The 17,547-nt window shown below is 38.0% G+C and carries 14 protein-coding genes and 1 riboswitch; of the genes, 1 reads left to right on the top strand and 13 read right to left on the bottom strand.

The features are described from left to right. The first annotated feature begins 416 nt into the window (after window positions 1-416). Window positions 417-1,196 (top strand): alpha/beta fold hydrolase, encoded by a 780-nt coding sequence (locus tag ACQKN2_RS21395; RefSeq protein WP_427416766.1) that lies wholly within the window; start codon window positions 417-419, stop codon window positions 1,194-1,196. Window positions 1,197-1,418: 222 nt separating this feature from the next. Here ACQKN2_RS21395 and ACQKN2_RS21400 read toward each other — a convergent pair whose 3' ends face one another. The 13 genes from ACQKN2_RS21400 to ACQKN2_RS21460 all read right to left on the bottom strand — a co-directional run bounded on the left by ACQKN2_RS21400 (window position 1,419) and on the right by ACQKN2_RS21460 (window position 17,510). Further along, the gene (locus tag ACQKN2_RS21400) at window positions 1,419-1,862 is read right to left on the bottom strand and encodes a CoxG family protein (RefSeq protein WP_427416733.1); all 444 of its coding nucleotides are present in this window, start codon (window positions 1,860-1,862) and stop codon (window positions 1,419-1,421) included. Window positions 1,863-2,482: 620 nt separating this feature from the next. After that, on the bottom strand, window positions 2,483-3,829 hold the full coding sequence (locus ACQKN2_RS21405) for a sodium-dependent transporter (protein ID WP_427416734.1): 1,347 nt from the start codon (window positions 3,827-3,829) through the stop codon (window positions 2,483-2,485). A gap of 173 nt (window positions 3,830-4,002) precedes the next feature. Continuing rightward, window positions 4,003-4,590, bottom strand: a complete 588-nt coding sequence (locus ACQKN2_RS21410) for an ECF transporter S component (RefSeq protein WP_427416735.1) — start codon at window positions 4,588-4,590, stop codon at window positions 4,003-4,005. Window positions 4,591-4,813: 223 nt separating this feature from the next. Next, a riboswitch (FMN riboswitch) is annotated at window positions 4,814-5,003 on the bottom strand. 326 nt (window positions 5,004-5,329) lie between these two features. Then, window positions 5,330-6,625 carry an RNA polymerase subunit sigma gene (locus ACQKN2_RS21415; protein WP_427416736.1) on the bottom strand — a complete coding sequence of 432 codons (1,296 nt, stop codon included), beginning with the start codon at window positions 6,623-6,625 and terminating at the stop codon, window positions 5,330-5,332. Beyond that, window positions 6,622-7,155, bottom strand: a complete 534-nt coding sequence (sigX, locus tag ACQKN2_RS21420) for an RNA polymerase sigma factor SigX (protein WP_427416737.1) — start codon at window positions 7,153-7,155, stop codon at window positions 6,622-6,624. Before sigX ends, ACQKN2_RS21415 begins: the two co-directional genes overlap by 4 nt. A gap of 382 nt (window positions 7,156-7,537) precedes the next feature. Continuing rightward, entirely contained in the window at window positions 7,538-9,313 is a 1,776-nt protein-coding gene (locus ACQKN2_RS21425; protein ID WP_427416738.1) for an ATP-binding protein, read from the bottom strand. Further along, on the bottom strand, window positions 9,306-10,022 hold the full coding sequence (locus ACQKN2_RS21430; RefSeq protein ID WP_427416739.1) for a response regulator transcription factor: 717 nt from the start codon (window positions 10,020-10,022) through the stop codon (window positions 9,306-9,308). Before ACQKN2_RS21430 ends, ACQKN2_RS21425 begins: the two co-directional genes overlap by 8 nt. Window positions 10,023-10,467: 445 nt before the next feature. Continuing rightward, the gene (ccsB, locus tag ACQKN2_RS21435) at window positions 10,468-11,655 is read right to left on the bottom strand and encodes a c-type cytochrome biogenesis protein CcsB (protein WP_427416740.1); all 1,188 of its coding nucleotides are present in this window, start codon (window positions 11,653-11,655) and stop codon (window positions 10,468-10,470) included. Then, window positions 11,652-13,316, bottom strand: coding sequence for a cytochrome c biogenesis protein ResB (gene resB, locus ACQKN2_RS21440; protein ID WP_427416741.1), 1,665 nt, complete (start codon window positions 13,314-13,316; stop codon window positions 11,652-11,654). The genes ccsB and resB overlap by 4 nt, the downstream gene beginning before the upstream one ends. A 13-nt stretch (window positions 13,317-13,329) precedes the next feature. Continuing rightward, complete coding sequence (gene resA, locus ACQKN2_RS21445) at window positions 13,330-13,863, bottom strand: thiol-disulfide oxidoreductase ResA (protein ID WP_427416742.1); 534 nt, start codon at window positions 13,861-13,863, stop codon at window positions 13,330-13,332. Between the two features lie 343 nt (window positions 13,864-14,206). Then, a complete protein-coding gene (locus ACQKN2_RS21450; protein WP_427416743.1) occupies window positions 14,207-14,938 on the bottom strand; it encodes a pseudouridine synthase in 732 nt (243 codons plus the stop codon). A gap of 744 nt (window positions 14,939-15,682) precedes the next feature. Beyond that, entirely contained in the window at window positions 15,683-16,267 is a 585-nt protein-coding gene (locus ACQKN2_RS21455; protein ID WP_427416744.1) for a hypothetical protein, read from the bottom strand. 172 nt (window positions 16,268-16,439) lie between these two features. Continuing rightward, window positions 16,440-17,510: a D-alanyl-D-alanine carboxypeptidase family protein gene (locus ACQKN2_RS21460; RefSeq protein ID WP_427416745.1), complete on the bottom strand. Its 1,071-nt coding sequence runs from the start codon at window positions 17,508-17,510 to the stop codon at window positions 16,440-16,442. Window positions 17,511-17,547 lie beyond the last annotated feature (37 nt).

Raw genomic sequence — 17,547 nt, forward strand, 5'->3', positions numbered from 1 at the left:
GTCGCTGTTCTTATTAAACTCCCATGAAAGAACGTAAAAATCTTTCATTTTCTGTGGTGTAGTGTTGATTTTGCGCTACATGGATGGCTAACGGGGTGCTTTACTTGAAGATCATTGAGTTGCATATGCAACTCTTTTTTCTTTATTGAACTTTTGAAACGAATTCAACTGTTGAATTCGCGTTATTATAGAGCGAAAATATCAATACTAATATGATGCTTCAACGAGGAAAGGGGCTTTCCGCCATTGCATTAAAAATCGAAAAATCCCCCTACCATCCTTGGGCGTTTCTTAAGTTTGTATTCATCAGAACTTCGCATTAGCTCAACAAAGTTTAACGCCGATATTAGGCATACACTCTGCCTTAGGTGAATATCTTAATGGGAAATTACTTTTTAATAAATGGGGTGATACACTTGGGATACTTTGTAACTGTCGAACCAGGCGTCAACGTATTTATCGAGGACATCAATCCAAAGGGAAACAAAACGATTCTGTTTATTCATGGGTGGCCGCTAAACCATAACCAGTTCGAATATCAGTTCAATTTCCTTCCAACGCTTGGATATCGTTGTATTGGAATGGACTGGAGGGGATATGGCAAATCGGATAAACCTTTTAGCGGGTATTCTTTCGATAGATTAGCAGATGATGTCCGCATGGTCATCGAGACGTTACAGCTAAGCAACATAACACTGGTAGGACACTCTACAGGAGGTGCAATCTCGATCCGTTACATGGCTCGTTACAGAGGGTATGGGGTATCTAAACTCGTCCTGGTCGACGCTGCCTCTCCATCTAGCGTTCCAAAAGAATTTACAAATAAAATCATCGTGGATACAAATCATGACCGACCGCAAATGCTGCAAGACCAAACGCGAATTTTTTTCTTTCAGTATATTTCCGAACTGAAATCCGATTGGTTCGTTTTAATGGGATTACAAGCGGCGAATTGGGCGACTTCCGCCATTATGGTCACGCTTAGGGATGAAAATGTTTACAACGATCTTGGTCAGATCGATGTAAACACATTAATTATTCACGGAATTCACGATAAAGTCGTTCCGTTTACTCAAGCTGAGGAAACAAATAAGCTGATCAAAAATTCAACTCTAGTTCCGTTCCAATACAGCGGCCATTGCGCTTTTTTAGAGGAGCGCGATAGATTCAACCAATTATTATCTTCTTTTGCATAACGACTCGAAATAGCAACATTGTCGCAAATAATTCGTAAACGTCAAATAGCCCCCATCTTAAATAGATGAGGGCTAATTTGAGGAGCAGGTGAGATTATTCGGGGCTTTACTTGTATAACATTGAGTTGCATATGCAGCTCTTTTTTACTTATTGAACTCCCATGAAAGAACGTAATAATCTTTCATTTTCTGTGGTGTAGCAATGACTTTATGCAACATTTTTTAATTAAGCTCCTCCAATTTTGTAGAGATCCCAATCGTCATTTCTTCTGTTACTTTAGGAAGATAAGACTTTAATACCTCATTAACCAGCGGTCCCAATGCACCACCAGCATTGATCTCAAGAAAGCCTGTTATCCTCGTTTTATTTTTAGCTATTACTTCTGCCAGGAAATAGCCACCGCCTGAAAGTTCCTCATTTAAACCCTTTAAATTAAAAGTAACCCTTGTCGGTTCAATCCATTCTTCTATAGTGGCCATTAGATTAATCTTTTTCTTTATGAATCCGATGTTACTATAAAATTCCCAAGTGGACTGGCGGTTATTAATTTTTCGGTGTTGAATATATCCAGGAATAAGTGGAGCCCAGTTATCCATATCCTTAACAAAATCCCAAATCTTATTTATCGGTAACTTCACCTCAACCTGATGCGTTCCGCTTGGCATTGATTTTCCCCCTTTCCATCTCAATAGTAAGTACTTTATATATGTATATGTTACTTCCAACAAAGCGGGATTTGTCCCTCATGCCTGGCTGTATGACAACCAAATAGTTTCTAATCGTAACTGAACTGAATACTATAAAAATACAATTAATCATTTGAGGTGAGATATGGATTTCAATCCTTTATGTTATCTGGGGATAGGCGATTCTCTTATGGCTGGTATCGGGGAATAACGATCTTCAACAATCGGGCGCGATTGTCGAAGAAGCGTCGCTGTTCTTATTAAACTCCCATGAAAGAACTTAACCATCTTTCATTTTCTGTGGTGTAGTGTTAGTTTTACACGACATGGATGGCTAACGGGGTGCTTTAGTTGAATAAGGCTCATTTAATTGATCAAACTTTTTTATAAATATCCCATACTTAGTTAGAAAGATTAACTCCATTTTGATCAATCTTTTTTTCAAAATGGAGTTTTTGCATTTGCTGATAAATAAAGTTGACGGGAATTTTTTAATCAATTTTTATTCTAAAGCTACACCTGACAGCATCAGATGTTTACCTGTTGCCCCCATTAAAAAAGTAGGTTGCATTCCTTAAATGGAACGCAACCTACTACCTTTAGTATTGCAATAGCATATTTACAAACACAACGATAATTACAGAGGGTACTACTATTAACATCAAAAGACGATATGTTGAATAGAACCCCCGCCCCATTTTACTTCCTATTAACAATTCCTTCTTCACAAATTCTTTATCAACTACATACGCAATAAAGATAGCAATCAATAAATTACCCAAAGGAAGCATTAAATTAGACACTAAAAAGTCAGTTGCATCAAAAATTGTTTTTCCAAAGATTGATACGTCCGCTAATGTACTTGATGAAAGCGCTGCAGGAATAGCCGCAATAAAGACTACTACACCTAATAGCATTGTCAATGCAGAACGAGACATACGCCCTTTCTCAATAAATGCCGCTACGATAATTTCATATAAACTAAAGGAAGAAGTTAGCGTTGCGAATAAAAATAATAATAAAAACATCGCCAAGAATATTTCACCAAATGGCATTTGACTAAACGCCGTTGGCAGAACCATAAATAATAAGCCTGGTCCAGATGCTGGTTCTAAATCAAAAGCAAATACAACAGGGAAAATGGCTAATCCTGCTAAAAACGATACTAGCACAGTGAGAAGAACAACAGAGCCCGCAGAATTCGGTAAGCTTACATCCTTCTTTAAATATGAGCTGTACGTCACAAGACAAGAAAACCCTACCGCTAAGCCAAAGAAGGACTGCCCTAACGCTTCTAATATAGCCTTACCAGTAATATTGGAAAAGTCAGGAAACAAAAAGAATTTAACCCCCTCCATTGCTCCATCTAATGTTAAAGCCCGCACAACAAGCACAATAAACATAATAAATAATAGAGGCATCATCCACTTATTGGCCTTCTCTATACCATTTTGCACGCCAAGTGAAATGACTAGAACATTTACTAGCGTAAACAATCCTAAACCTAGTAATGTAATCCAAGGTGTCCCTACAATTTTTCCAAATAGTTCACCAGGGTCATTGGCAGGATCGATAACAGCCCCAGTCACACCAAGGCCACTATAAATAAAAATCCAACCTCCCACAACACTGTAAAAAGTTAATAATAAAAAACAGCCGAGCACACCCATACGACCAACCCAAGCCCAGCCTGTTTTCGTCGGTGCAATTTTTTTATATGCAGTCACAGCCTCAGACTGAGTACCACGACCTAAAATATATTCTGATAATAACATCGGTAAACCAATCAACAATGTAAATAGAACAAAAATTAGGAAGAAAGCTCCCCCACCACTTTGTCCAGTAACATATGGCAGCTTCCATATTGCCCCTAGCCCGATTGCAGCTCCTGCCGATGCTAAAATAAAGCCTAGTTTACTAGACCACTGACTCTTTTTTTCGCTCATCTCTTCAAACTCCTCTAACATTCTAAACTCTTCCTTATTCTACATGAAAATAATAAACTAGACTAGATTAATTCTATCTGTTACTTTTGCACAATAATATCCAATTTCCCCATCATTCTATCCATCTTATATAAAAAACCTCGAGCTTTTAACAGCTCGAGGTCTCATCTAAATTATTTTGTTATATACATAGAACGCTGATGATGAATCCATTTACGCATTGTTGTGAATAGTAATGCCATGATGATCGTTATTAAAATACCCTTCACAATGTTAAACGGCAAGATACCAGCTATGATCATTTTATATAGTGAGTCACCTACAACAGGCTCCATACCTAAAAAGTAAGTGTACATAGGTAAAAATACTGCATAGTTTAGAATGCTCATTCCTACTGCCATTACGATTGTTCCAGCAGCTAAACCTCCGACAAGACCTTTAACTGTTTTGACGCGATTAAAAACAAAGCTAACTGGTAAAATAAATAAAATACCTGTTACAAAGTTCGCGATATGTCCTACCGGTACTCCCGTTGGCGTGCCTGAGAAAATCCAGTCCAACACATTTTTAAAGAATTCTACTAAAATACCGGCTACAGGTCCCATTGTGATTGCTGCAAGTAATGCTGGCATATCACTGAAGTCCACTTCCAAAAACGCCGGAAATGGCGGAATAGGGAAATTAAAAAGCATTAACAAAAACGAAATACTGCTCAGCATGCCAATCGTAATAAACGATTGAAGTTTAACATTTTTCTTCATAGAAAACTCTCTCCTCTTTGCTGATTCAATCCCGCAAGAAGAAAGGTTACGACCTCAACAATTATTATTATGAAAAAACCCTTATGCAAAAAGAGCATAAGGGAGAATAGGCATGATTAAAGAACGCCACTAATCAACTATTTTTCGAGCTTCCACTGTGTAAATCCACAACGAAAAAACGCTCGTATATAGCTAAATTCATAACAATGAATGACGATCGTACCTCCATCTTCTCCCATCCAGACTTTAACTGTCGGCCTTGGAATTGCACCAAGTCAGCCATGCAAAAAAAATATTTGCACAGGTCGCGGGCTGAAGAGTTTTTAGTAAATCATTCGAGCTAATGAAAGACATTAGCGATTTACAACTCTATTACCGCCGGTCGGGATTTTCACCCTGCCCCGAAGATGAATCAATATTTTTTTATTTCTTAGCCTTACTATAATGAATTATGAAGGAAAAGTAAATAGCTTTGCTTAAAAAATCCCGATTAAACTTGTATGTTTTACAGACACTCGCTAATAGCCTCATAAAGTATAACTTTAATCAGCAAGGGTTTTCTTTCATCCTCTTTGATTAGCAATCTTCACCAATTGAGCTTTTACCGGCCATTTATCTCCCACCTAACGTTGTCTTACTGCCCGTTAAAGTAAGATAAACTAACAAGAGCATTCACGCACATACAGCGGCGAGAATGCTCCAAAAAATTCACTTATAAATTTATTTGTTGTTATGCTATTTATGGCATATATCGTTTATTGGCTCCTACAGGCTTTGGCAAAAATTTTTTCAAATCAAATCCTTCCCAACTCTCCTGCACAACATTGTCTAGCCGTACTTGTTGATCAAAGCTTGCAGCAGTAAGCATCATTGCTTCAATTAATTGGGTAGCACGAGTCACGTCAATTGTCGTTAAATCGAGCGGTTCGTCAAATGTAACAATAACACCTTCCGCTACCTCTTTCACAGTGTATGTTATATTTTCCGGTATGACTGGAAAGTATGCATCATCATTTTTAACTCGCATATCGGTAAGAGCTTCTGTTACAGTGGAAAAGGTTTTACGAGAATCAGGTGATAAATATTCAGCGCCATTTTCATCTTTATATAAATAATAATTAAAATGATTTGAGCTTGTTAATGCCATTTGCTTACTTGTCTCTTCTTCTTTGGAAAGCGCGTTTCCTGTACCGTCAGGTTTTTCAAATTCAATACCTTTATACTCTGAGTCTGAGAATGTATCTTGTAAAGTCCCTACATATTCTCCAGCATCTTTAGAAGCGACATCATATTCATTTTCCTTTGGCAATACATGAACCAGCTGATCGCCCTTCTCCTTCAATTCTCCTTTATATGGATGGTAATTAGTAAAACCATTTGCTTCCTCATCAATTTGCGGCGCATACTTTTCATACATTTGTAATGTTGTAGGATCTTTCTTTCCAAAATCAGTAGCCACTCGTTCATTTGGAATAATATACGTCATCGGTACGCTTTCCTTATCACGATTTGCTAAACCAATATGGAATGCTACTGCATCAGTTAAATCATCTTCATAAACAGATGATCGTAGAGACATGATCCGTGAATGTTCTGCTACTATGTTAGACTCCATTATACGATCATGGATAGAGCTTTTTTCTGCACGATTATCCTGCATCGTTGAATATTGAGAAGTTTCAGGAGCATTAGCCTGGTCCATTTTTGCATCATTATTATTCATAAACATAGAGCCTGTAAGTACTGTTAAAGCGAAGACAGCTGCAACACTCATAAAGATTGGCCATTTACGACCTTCCTTCTTTATTGTCGCTTCCTCGGCACTTTCTTGTTGCGTATGAATACTGTGTTGTTCTTGCGATGTTATTTCATCATCAATTGGTTGTTGTATAGCTTGAAGATGGACATGATCCTGCAAGCGAGCATCTGCCAATAATCGATTTAATATTTCTTCTTTCGAACGGCGGTCAGAAAGCTTAGGGGCATTATTCAATATATGTTCCAGTTGGTCATCATCGAATTGATTGTGTGTCATTGCCGTTTCGCCTCCTGTTCTCTAACCTGTTGTAGCTGTTGCCTTAAAAATTTAATGGCACGATGCTGAGTAGTTTTTACCTTCGCTTCTGTCCAATCTAGTATTTGTGCTGTTTCTGCAATCGATAAATCTTGAAAGTAACGCATAATAATGACCATTTTTTGGTCACCTGTACACTGTTCAAGCACTGATTGAACCTGCATAAATTCATCATTTGCCTGCAGCACGTCTTCGGGTAATGGTGTGGTTGAATGTAGCTGTTCCGTTTCCCAATCAAAAAAATCAAGTGAATGTTTTTGGCGTACAGCCTGCTTTCTAAAATGATCAATAGCGACATTTTTAGCAATAGCAAAAAGCCATGTCTTTTCGCTGCTATTGCCCGCGAACTTATCATATGAGCGCAATACGCGAACATAAACTTCATGCGCTAAATCCTCAGCAAGTATACGGTTTTTTACTAAATAAATAAGAAACTGGAACACGTCTTGATGATATGCATCGTATAATCGATGGAACACGGAGTCATTCAAAGCACTCCACCCCCGTTCTATTTATATTTGTCGTCTAAAGGTTCACAGAAGTTACATCCAATTAACACCACTTTATCCGCCAGAGGCTTTGGGCCAACGCGATGTTGGCCACTCAGTCGAGTGTTGTTGTTTGTTGTTGTTGCTGTCGCTTCGCTTTCGCACAGTTAAAACCTTGTTGCTGTCGCTTCGCTTTCGCACAGTTAAAACCTTGTTGCTGTCGCTTCGCTTTCGCACAGTTAAAACCTTGTTGCTGTCGCTTCGCTTTGCCACAGGACGTGACATTCTTAAACTGAAATCCTCTATTTCAGTGGATGTTTGGACACCAGCTGAAAAGTAACTTAAATCCGCATTCATTTGCTGAAAGCAGTTAATAGCGATACTTTTAATCGAATGGTAAATAAAACGTGAAAGTAGTCCCCTCTTTCAGCACACTATCCACCATAATATTGCCTGAATGTGCCTTGACAATATTTCTAGCAATAGCTAAACCTAGGCCAGTTCCGCCTTTAGAACGCGTACGTGCTTTATCTGCTTTATAGAAACGTTCAAAGACATATGGCAGGTCCTCTTGTGGAATACCATGTCCTGTATCCTGGACAGATATTTTGGCAAAGGTCGGCTCTTGCTCAACCTTCACTGTTACTGATCCTTCAGCAGTATGACGAAGAGCATTATCAACTAAATTCGTTAGTACTTGTTCAATCCGATCCTCATCTATACTAATCATAGCTTCGTCATTAAACTCACTGTCAAATATCAGACGAACATGTTTCTCTTTTGCAACCTGTGCAAATTTTTGCGTAATACGTTCAAATGTTGAATTTATCGGAAGTTCATCTTTGTAAAGCGTCATATGCCCTGATTCCATACGGGCAAGGTCTAATAAATCTGTTACGAGGCGTCCCATACGCTTCGATTCATCATAAATAATTTTTGTAATCTCATTACGTTCTTCTTGATCTTGAATAAAATCATCATCCATTAATGCCTCCGAATAACCTTGGAGCATCGAAATCGGCGTCCGTAGCTCATGAGACACATTGGCAATAAAGTCTGAACGCAGTTTTTCTAAGCGATGCTGCTCAGTCATATCACGAATAACTGCAACCGCTCCACGGATTGATTCCTCACTATAAAGTGGGCTAATCGTAAACGTATAGTAATTTCCATCCATTTCAATTTCTTCTTCAAGCTTATCTTCAAACATCAGTACATGATCAAGCATATGATAAAGCTCTGGCGGAATTGGCTTCGCACTTTGTGAGCCTTTATTGACGAACCATTTTTGCATTAAACGGTCCGCTGGCGGATTACTTAATAATATTGTACGATCACGATTAAACGTAATAACTGCATCCGTCATCGATGTTAAAATATTGGAAAGCTGTTCATTTTCTTGATTGATCACTTCTAGATTGTGTTTCAATTGACGACCCATTTGATTAAAGGCAACTGCAAGCTGGCCTATTTCATCATTTTGTGTAGTCGGCATCTTCGCTTCAAAATTCCCTTTAGAAATTTCAAACGCCAACTCACGCATTTTACGTAATGGTGACGTAATACGTGACGAAAGGAAAAACGCAAAAAATGTCGTCAACACAAAGGCAATGAAAGCAGATAAAAAGACAATTTTCGTCGTCTCTCTCGATGTTTTATGCAATGCATCTGGACTTTGATAAATAAAGACCGCTCCGTGTACTGTATTTTCCACATTTAGCGGGAAACCTAGCACAACATACGATTCCATTTTTTCTGCATCTGTAGAAGACGGCATCATCATTTCCTTAATAATCGGTTTATCTGATTGAAAAACTTCTTGGAACGATTTATTGGCTAAAATCATATCCTGAATTTCTATTTTATTGACACCTTCCTGCATTGCAAAAGAGACTCTATCATGGTTTATAGCAATAAGTGCATTCGTACTTTCAGGTAAAATATCTTTTAATAATTCAGAAGTCGACTCTGCTGTTTCATTATCATCTACTATACTTGCAACCGTTGCAGCAGTTTGACGCAAGGAGCTTTCTGCTTGTTGCATATGGTAATTTTGAAGAAACTCAAGCATTAAAACCGTGAAAACAAATAATACAAATGAAACGAGAAGCAATATGGTTACCCACAGCTTCCCGACAACACTATTCCATATTCTATTCATTAACAACCTCAAATTTGTAGCCAACGCCCCATACAGTAACAATCATCTTTGCAGCGTTTTCAGAGACACGGTTAAGCTTTTCGCGTAAACGTTTTACATGTGTGTCAACTGTACGTAAGTCACCAAAGAAATCATAATGCCAAACTTCTTTTAGTAATTGTTCACGGTCAAATACTTTGTCTGGTGATTTTGCTAAAAAATAAAGTAGTTCATATTCTTTAGGTGTTAAATTCACTTCAATTCCCTCTGCTGTTACGCGGTGTGCATCATGATCAATCATTAAGTGTTGAAACACAACTAAATCTTTTGAAGAAGAAGCACTTGTTGAAGGTGAGAATGCTTGTGAACGACGTAATATAGCCTTCACACGTAACACAACTTCACGAGGACTAAACGGTTTTACAATATAATCATCTGCTCCAAGCTCAAAGCCTTGTACACGGTTTGCTTCCTCGCCTTTTGCAGTTAATAAAATAATTGGTGTTGCTGCTCGTTCACGGATTTCCGCACAAACTTCAAGCCCGTCTTTTTCAGGCATCATAATATCAAGTAAAATACAGTGATACTCTTTTTCTAAAGATTTTTCGATCGCTTGTTCACCATTTTCTGCTTCGTCAACAAGGTATCCTTCTCGCTCTAAATACATTTTTAATAAGCGACGAATACGGTCCTCGTCATCTACTACTAATACTGAAATATTTTCTGACACTTTCACGATCCCTCTCTTCTAATCTTTCTCTACCTTCTATTGTACATCGTATAGCACTTATTGAAAAGAAAAGAAAGCCTTCTTGCCACAGCAAGAAGGCTCTTCTTTCTAATACTAGCGACGTAAAAAATCTCATATGTGCTCAAAATCAATTATGCCTCGGCATAATTGCGTCCGGAATCGGCTTTGTGCTTGCACAAAGAATTCCTTTCCGATTCTGTGACATCCGCCGGAGGCTTTGGGCCAACACGACGTTGGTCACTCAGTCGTTGCCACAGGACGTGGCGTTCTTAGACTGAGTTCCACTATTTCAGCGGGTGTTTGGATACCCACTGAAAAGTAACTTAAATTCGCATTCATCTCACCACCTATAGAGGTGGGAGACTTCTGTAGCTGACGCTACGCTTTCGCTACAAAAGACATTTGCTGAAAGAAGTTAATCAGTTTAAGATGAAGCGTATGAGTGTAAACCTGCAAGAATCAAGTTAACAGCAATTAAGTTAAATAATATTATTCCAAAACCAATTAATGCTAACCACGCAGATTTTTCACCTTCCCAGCCTTTTGATAAACGTAAGTGTAGGAACGCTGCATAGAATAGCCACGTAATAAGTGCCCACACTTCCTTCGGATCCCATCCCCAGAAACGACTCCACGAAAGTTGTGCCCAAATCATTGCAAAGATTAATGCACCTAACGTAAATACTGGGAAGCCAATTATTACTGAACGATAACCAATTTCATCAACTAATTGTAAATTTACTCGTTTGACAAAAGGTTGGAAAATCGCACTAATTCGACGTCGTGCAATTAATCGAATTAATAAGTATAAAATAGATCCTACTAATAATGACCACACAACTGATGTTAATTTCTTTGCATTAATGAGTGATGGCATTTCTACTAATGGAGACATACCGTGTTCTTCTACTACTTTATATTCATTCATACCAAATAGTGGTGGCATGTTGTAGGTAATTTCACGTTCATTTCCTTCTTTATCTAAATAAGAATATGTTGAATCGTAGTCCATCATATTAAATACTGATGTAGCAACTACGAAACCAACGACTACCACAAGGAAGAACATTACCGCTTCTAACCAGAAACGTTGTTTAGAAGGCTTCGTTAAATCAACTACTTTTAATAAATAAATTAGTCCTGCTACTGCACTAATTGCTAAAATTGATTGACCTAAAGCAGCTGTAATAACATGAATCGTTAACCAGTAGCTTTGTAAAGACGGCATTAATGGAGTAACCTCGGTCGGGAACATCGCCGCATAGGCAATTATTAATAGCGCCACAGGTAATGCCACTAAGCCTAGAGCTGTCACACGATAAATAAAATAAATTAAAACGAATGCCCCAACAATGAACATTCCGAACGCAGTCGTAAATTCAAACATATTACTAACAGGTGCATGCCCTGCATAAATCCAACGAGTGACAAAATAACCAAGCTGCGAAAGTAGACCTATAATTGTTACAACAATTGCTACCTTGCCCCATTTTTCGGTATTTTTGCCTGTTGCATTCGATTGCTTTATCGAACCACCAAACAATAGAGTTGCAACTAGGTAGGAAATGAATGCTACAAATAATAGGTTTCCACTTATGTCAATCAAACTCATAAGGTGTTGTCACCTTCCTTTTCCGTTGTGGATTTCTTGACATCTTCTGACTGTTCTAACTGATCTTCATATGGCGGTAGACCAGCAAATGTAGTGACTTTATCTAAATCCTTTTTCATGCTGAACATATTTTTATTCACATGGGCAGCCATCAACACTCGACCATCCGGCTCCACCTGTAACCATAAACGTCGGTGGTTCCAATACGAGCCAATTACGACACCAATCATGAAAATAATACCGCCGACAAATAAAATTGGTATTGTAATATCCTTACGAATTGTAAAGTTTGATGAATTACGCATCTCTGCTCCAGCGAATTTCATTCTATATTTGTTTTCACCAAGCGGTTCAAGTGGTGGCTTCTTGATTTCTACAAAGCTTACTTCACCTTTTGGCGTTTCTGGTGTTGTCATTCTAAATAAAAATGCCGGATTATTTGGTATTGATGTTTTGGTCTGTGGTTCACCATCTTTAAAACCATCAAAATCTGGTGTATAAATAAGAATCTGTACTGAGGAACCATTTCCTAAATCATATACTTTTTTAGGATTCGTTAAATCAATTTTAATTTGACCTAGTGACTCTTCTTCTGTTGCTTTATTCACTAAATTAAAATTCATTTGTCTTAATTCGTTAAGACGATAATTCATTTGATACAGCGCAAAACCATTTTCTTTTAACGGATGATTGACACGAATAGAGTAATCTCTCAATTTTTCAAGATTGTCTATATCTCCTGGAAGAGCTCCGTCAGGTTGTTTGTATAATGTGATGTCTGTTTGATAGTTCTTTGCCATCGCATTTACACCTTGGTTCATTTGCTCGTCCTGCGGCTTATTACCATGGGTTTCCAAAATAAATTTATTATTTTTAATAAAATAGCCGTCCATACCTGGTATAGCTCGTGTCTCACCTTCACGGATCCAAATCGTCTCATCCACATAAAAACCAGGTACTAAGCGCAACATAACACCAGCTAAAAAGATAATGAGACCGACATGATTTATGTATGGGCCATATCGAGCAAAACGGCCACGCTCAGCTAGCAGTGCACTTCCATCACGACGAACATGATATTTTAATTCAGTCATTTTTCGCTCAACTTTATCTAGCGTTTCATCAGGGTTTGGCGCTTGCCCTTCTGCAACGATACGTTGACGCTTCATGAAACTTTCATGACGTTTAACGCGTTGATTTTTTAGAGACTTATGCAATGGTAAACCACGGTCTAAACTCGCAACAATTATAGATATCGCAAGCATACCCACTAAAATTTGGAACCACCAAGTACTGTACAAATGAGAAAGTCCTAAATTATTATAAAGTTTGCCCAACACACCATATACTTTCTCATAATACTCTGCTTTGCTAGGCTCTGGGGCATTAACATATATCGCTTGCGGTAGTATTGTTCCGATTGATGCTGAGACCAACGTAATAATAATGAGGGCAATCCCCACTTTTACATTCGAGAAGAAATTCCAAATTTTGTCTACAATTGTTGTGTTATACGTTTTTGAACGAATTGCCGTTCCATCGTAGCGCATATCAACAACTTTTGTCTGTTTACCTTCCTCAGTTAAAGGACGACCACATTTCTCACAAAGCTTCGTGCCATATGGGTTACTATGACCACAAGCACAAATGATGTTTTCCATAGTCATTTACTCCTTATTTTGGCTTCACTAATTCCATGTACGAAGCAATTTTTCCCTCCGTCATTTCACCAGTAATAATTTTGGCTACTTTACCATCTGGATCAATAAGGAGAGTTGCAGGTAAATTACCTACATTGTAGGTAGTCATAACGCTTTTCGTTTTGTCAATTACTACTGGGAACGTTAACTCATATCTATCGACAAAACTCTGTACTTCAAAATCTGTTTGCGCAATATTGACCGCCAATGTTTGTACACCCTGATCTTTAAAAGCTTTATACTGACGATCCATTGCAGGCATTTCCTTTTCACAAGGCTTACACCAAGTTCCCCAGAAATTCAAAAATACGCCCTGCCCCTTATAATCAGACAGCTTATGTTTCTCACCGTTTAAATCTACTAACGTGAAGTCTGGTGCTTTAGAGCCTACTGCTAATAACTCTACTTTATCCTTTGTCGCTGTTCCGTATACCGTGTAACCAATTGCTAAGACTAAAACTGCCAAAATAATGGTACGAATGACGAGACGTTTTTTCTTTTTCTCCAAGTTAATAAACCCCCTATCAATTACGGCTTAGAGCAAGACGCTAAGCTTTTCATACAAACATTCATATGTATAGATTTTACCGTCTTATTTACACCATTTATGTTTGTCAAATTTAATATTTGTCAATCACTTGTGCGTCAAATACCACCTGATTAATTTGTGGAACCGATTTCATCTGGAAGAAAAACTAATTAGGTGTACTATTCTCACCTATTATATCAAAAGGAAACACAAACGCTTAGCTAATAATTATGAATGATTTATGAACGATTTCACTAATAAGAAAGTGAATACATTACTATTACACATAGAAGTATTTCACTTTCTCTTAGTAATTACTCATTTATCCGATCTTTCCTGTCTCCGCTAACACTCGCAATTGCTTCACTTCATGCTTTGATAGTTCACGATATTCCCCTGGAGTTAGTCCGAATAAATCTAAAAACGCAAAGCGTTCACGTTTTAGTTTAACAACAGGAGTACCGATCGCCTCGAACATGCGACGTACTTGACGATTTCGCCCTTCGTGGATCGTAATTTCACAGATTGCTTTACCTGCATTCTCATCAAATGAAGTCATACTAACCATTGCTGGGGCTGTTTTACCATCTTCTAGCTTAATTCCTCGTTGAAGCTTTTTTAAACCCTCAATCGTCGGAACACCTTTAACACGAGCAATATATGTTTTGTCGATTTTAAACTTCGGATGCGTCAGCATATAAGAAAATTCACCATCATTTGTCAATAACAATAAGCCAGATGTATCATAGTCGAGACGGCCAACTGGGAAAATTCGTTGTGGGATATGCTTAAATAAATCTGTGACAGTTTTACGTCCTTTGTCGTCTGTTACAGCTGATATCGTTCCACGTGGTTTATATAGCAAGTAATAAACCTTATCCTCTTTCTCAAGCTTCACGCCTTCTACTTCTATCGTATCTGAGTTGGAAACCTTTGTACCTAACTCACGCACTACGACTCCGTTCACCTTTACTTTACCTTCTACAATTAATTGTTCTGCCTTGCGCCTAGACGCCACACCAGCATACGCAATAACCTTCTGTAATCTTTCCATTCTTTCACCTCTAATTTTCATTCACCTTGGTTTTAGACACCAAAATACAAACCTCATTCGACATTATGAATAAGGTTATTTTTCCCGCTAATCTGTGAAAATTATGTCATACTTTTATACATTAATCAATTATGCCTCTGCATAATTGCGTCCGGAATCGGCTTTGTGCTTGCACAAAGCACTCCTTTCCGATTCTGTGACATCCGCCGGAGGCTTTAACTTCTTTCAATGGGTGTTTGGACACACGCTGATAGAAGTTAAAGAAAAACTAATTATGCGTAAGTAATCAGATTATTTGAAATAATTTTCATCAACTAGTTTCTGGATAATTTGCACTTGAATTTTAAGGGTCCTCACTATAACGTGGGTTGATTTCCGTTCCGACTGGGCGTTTTCTGGGATGCTTCCGGATTTCGAATTGTGCCCAGTCCTGCATGACGGCCGACACGATGTCGGTCATTTTTGTAATACCACAGGACACGGTGTTCTTAGACTGAGTTCCTCTATTTCTGTAGGTGTCTGAACACCCATTAAAAGGAAAGCATATCCGCATTCAGCTCACTACCTTCATAGGTGGAAGTACTCTACTGAATGAAGATAAATGGCAATACGTTTTAACAAATGTCATCCCTAACTTTTGGCGTCCTCTAATTATTATCAAACGTTCTCATTCAATTTGCTATCGGTTTTGAAATTCTTTATAAAACATAAAAGCCACCCAATTTGGGCAGCTTTTTATAATTACTAAGTTTCACTATATTTATTTTCAATTTTAAGCCCATAGTTACTTAATTCTTGATTAATGTATTGCTTCGCGCTTGATAGCTTTCCTGATAAAGATTGTTCGATTGTTGAACCATTTCGTAATGTAAAAATCAATTGATCTGGTACACTCACACCATTCTTTTCTACAATAGTCTGTTCAACTTTCACGATTTCTTCCCAGCTTGTATACTCTTCTCGCAAACTAAAAAAATGATTCATATGAAGTCCTTTTGGATCAATATATTGATAGTTATTAATACATAAAAATATCAATGCGCCAGCAATTACAAACGATGTTCCCAAGATTCCCCGTTGAATATTCTTCCTTTTTCTTGTTTTAGGATTCACTAAAAAATTGACTAATAACGTAACTGCTAACATGATGAATACTAGCATCAATATTATATAGGCTGTAAAAAAAGGATCAAAAAAGTAGGAATCGTTAGGTTGATAGAGCAACTCTTGAACAGGATATAAGAAAATAACGGGCGCGATAAAGCTTGACAAGAATAAAATTATTATTATCCCTAATTGATATTGCTTACTCTTTGATTCAGTGGTCATAAATACTACCCCCTTCATAAACATCAGAAAATTCAATTAAATAACACCGTAATTAATTTTACCAAATTATCCATCAATTGTTAATCATTTTTCTTTCATTTACACACTATCATACTACTGGCTTCACCCATCCCGAATGTGTGTCAAAAGTAAAAAAATCAGCGTATCGCTTTTAACGATCCGCTGATTCAACTTTTACTGGCACTGCATAAATACGCTCTTCATCGATAAAGATCGATAGTACACCTTCCATACGCTTTCTAGAAACATGTAATACTTGCCTTACACTTTCTTTTTCTTCTTTATTTAACTGCAAACGAATTGGTTGCTCTAAACGAATAGATAGGTTTTTATTGACTTTATACTTACCTTTTTTCACTACTGTCTCAAGGCTGTAATCTCCCCAAACCTTGTTGGCTAAACTCCGATGCACATTCCAGTCATCGGATTCGTTCAAAGTGACAACAATACACGTTCGCCCGTCCTTTTGGAAGGCGGTTGCAAGGGTCCGACCAGCTACTTTTGTAAAGCCTGTTTTTCCGGCAAATGCTGAACCTTTTGCCGTTTTTAATGCACTAACAGGCTGTTTTGTCTCATCGTCTATATCGATGGCAACCCCAGACCCTTCTCGTATTAAACGGTGCTTATTTTCCCATAACATCCCGTTTTCAGTATTGGCACGATATAGCACTGTGGAGGCAATCTTCTTGAAAGTTTTATTTTGAAGAGCAATTCTCAACATTTCAGCAGTATCTCTCGCTGACGATAAATGCTCATCATGGTGCAAGCCAGACGGGTTCATAAATACTGTATTTGAAAGGCCAGAAACAACAGCCCGTTCATTCATTAACTTTACAAACCCTTCTACCGATCCTCCAACATGCTCTGCTAAAGCTGTTGCAGCGTCATTTCCTGAACGTAGCATCAAACCATATAACAGCGTTTCTACCGTTACTTTTTCCCCAGCCTGCAAGTAGATGGACGAACCCTCAGCCATTGCAGCCCTCGGTGAAATAACCACTTCATCTTGTAGATTGCTATTTTCAATAGCAACGAGTGCTGTCCATATTTTTGTTAAGCTAGCAATTGGTAACCGTGCATCACTATTTGATTCAAATAAAACACGACCCGTATCGCCATCTAAAACAGCATATCCGCTACCACCTCGAGCCAAACTAGTTTGTGGAAGCATTAACATTACCACGACTATCATGAACAATATTAAACGTACTAACCGATGCAACGAGCCACTCCTTATTAAATGTAATAGGAAAATATAG

This window comes from Lysinibacillus sp. NPDC093688 (assembly GCF_050280145.1).
Classification (GTDB): domain Bacteria; phylum Bacillota; class Bacilli; order Bacillales_A; family Planococcaceae; genus Lysinibacillus; species Lysinibacillus xylanilyticus_B.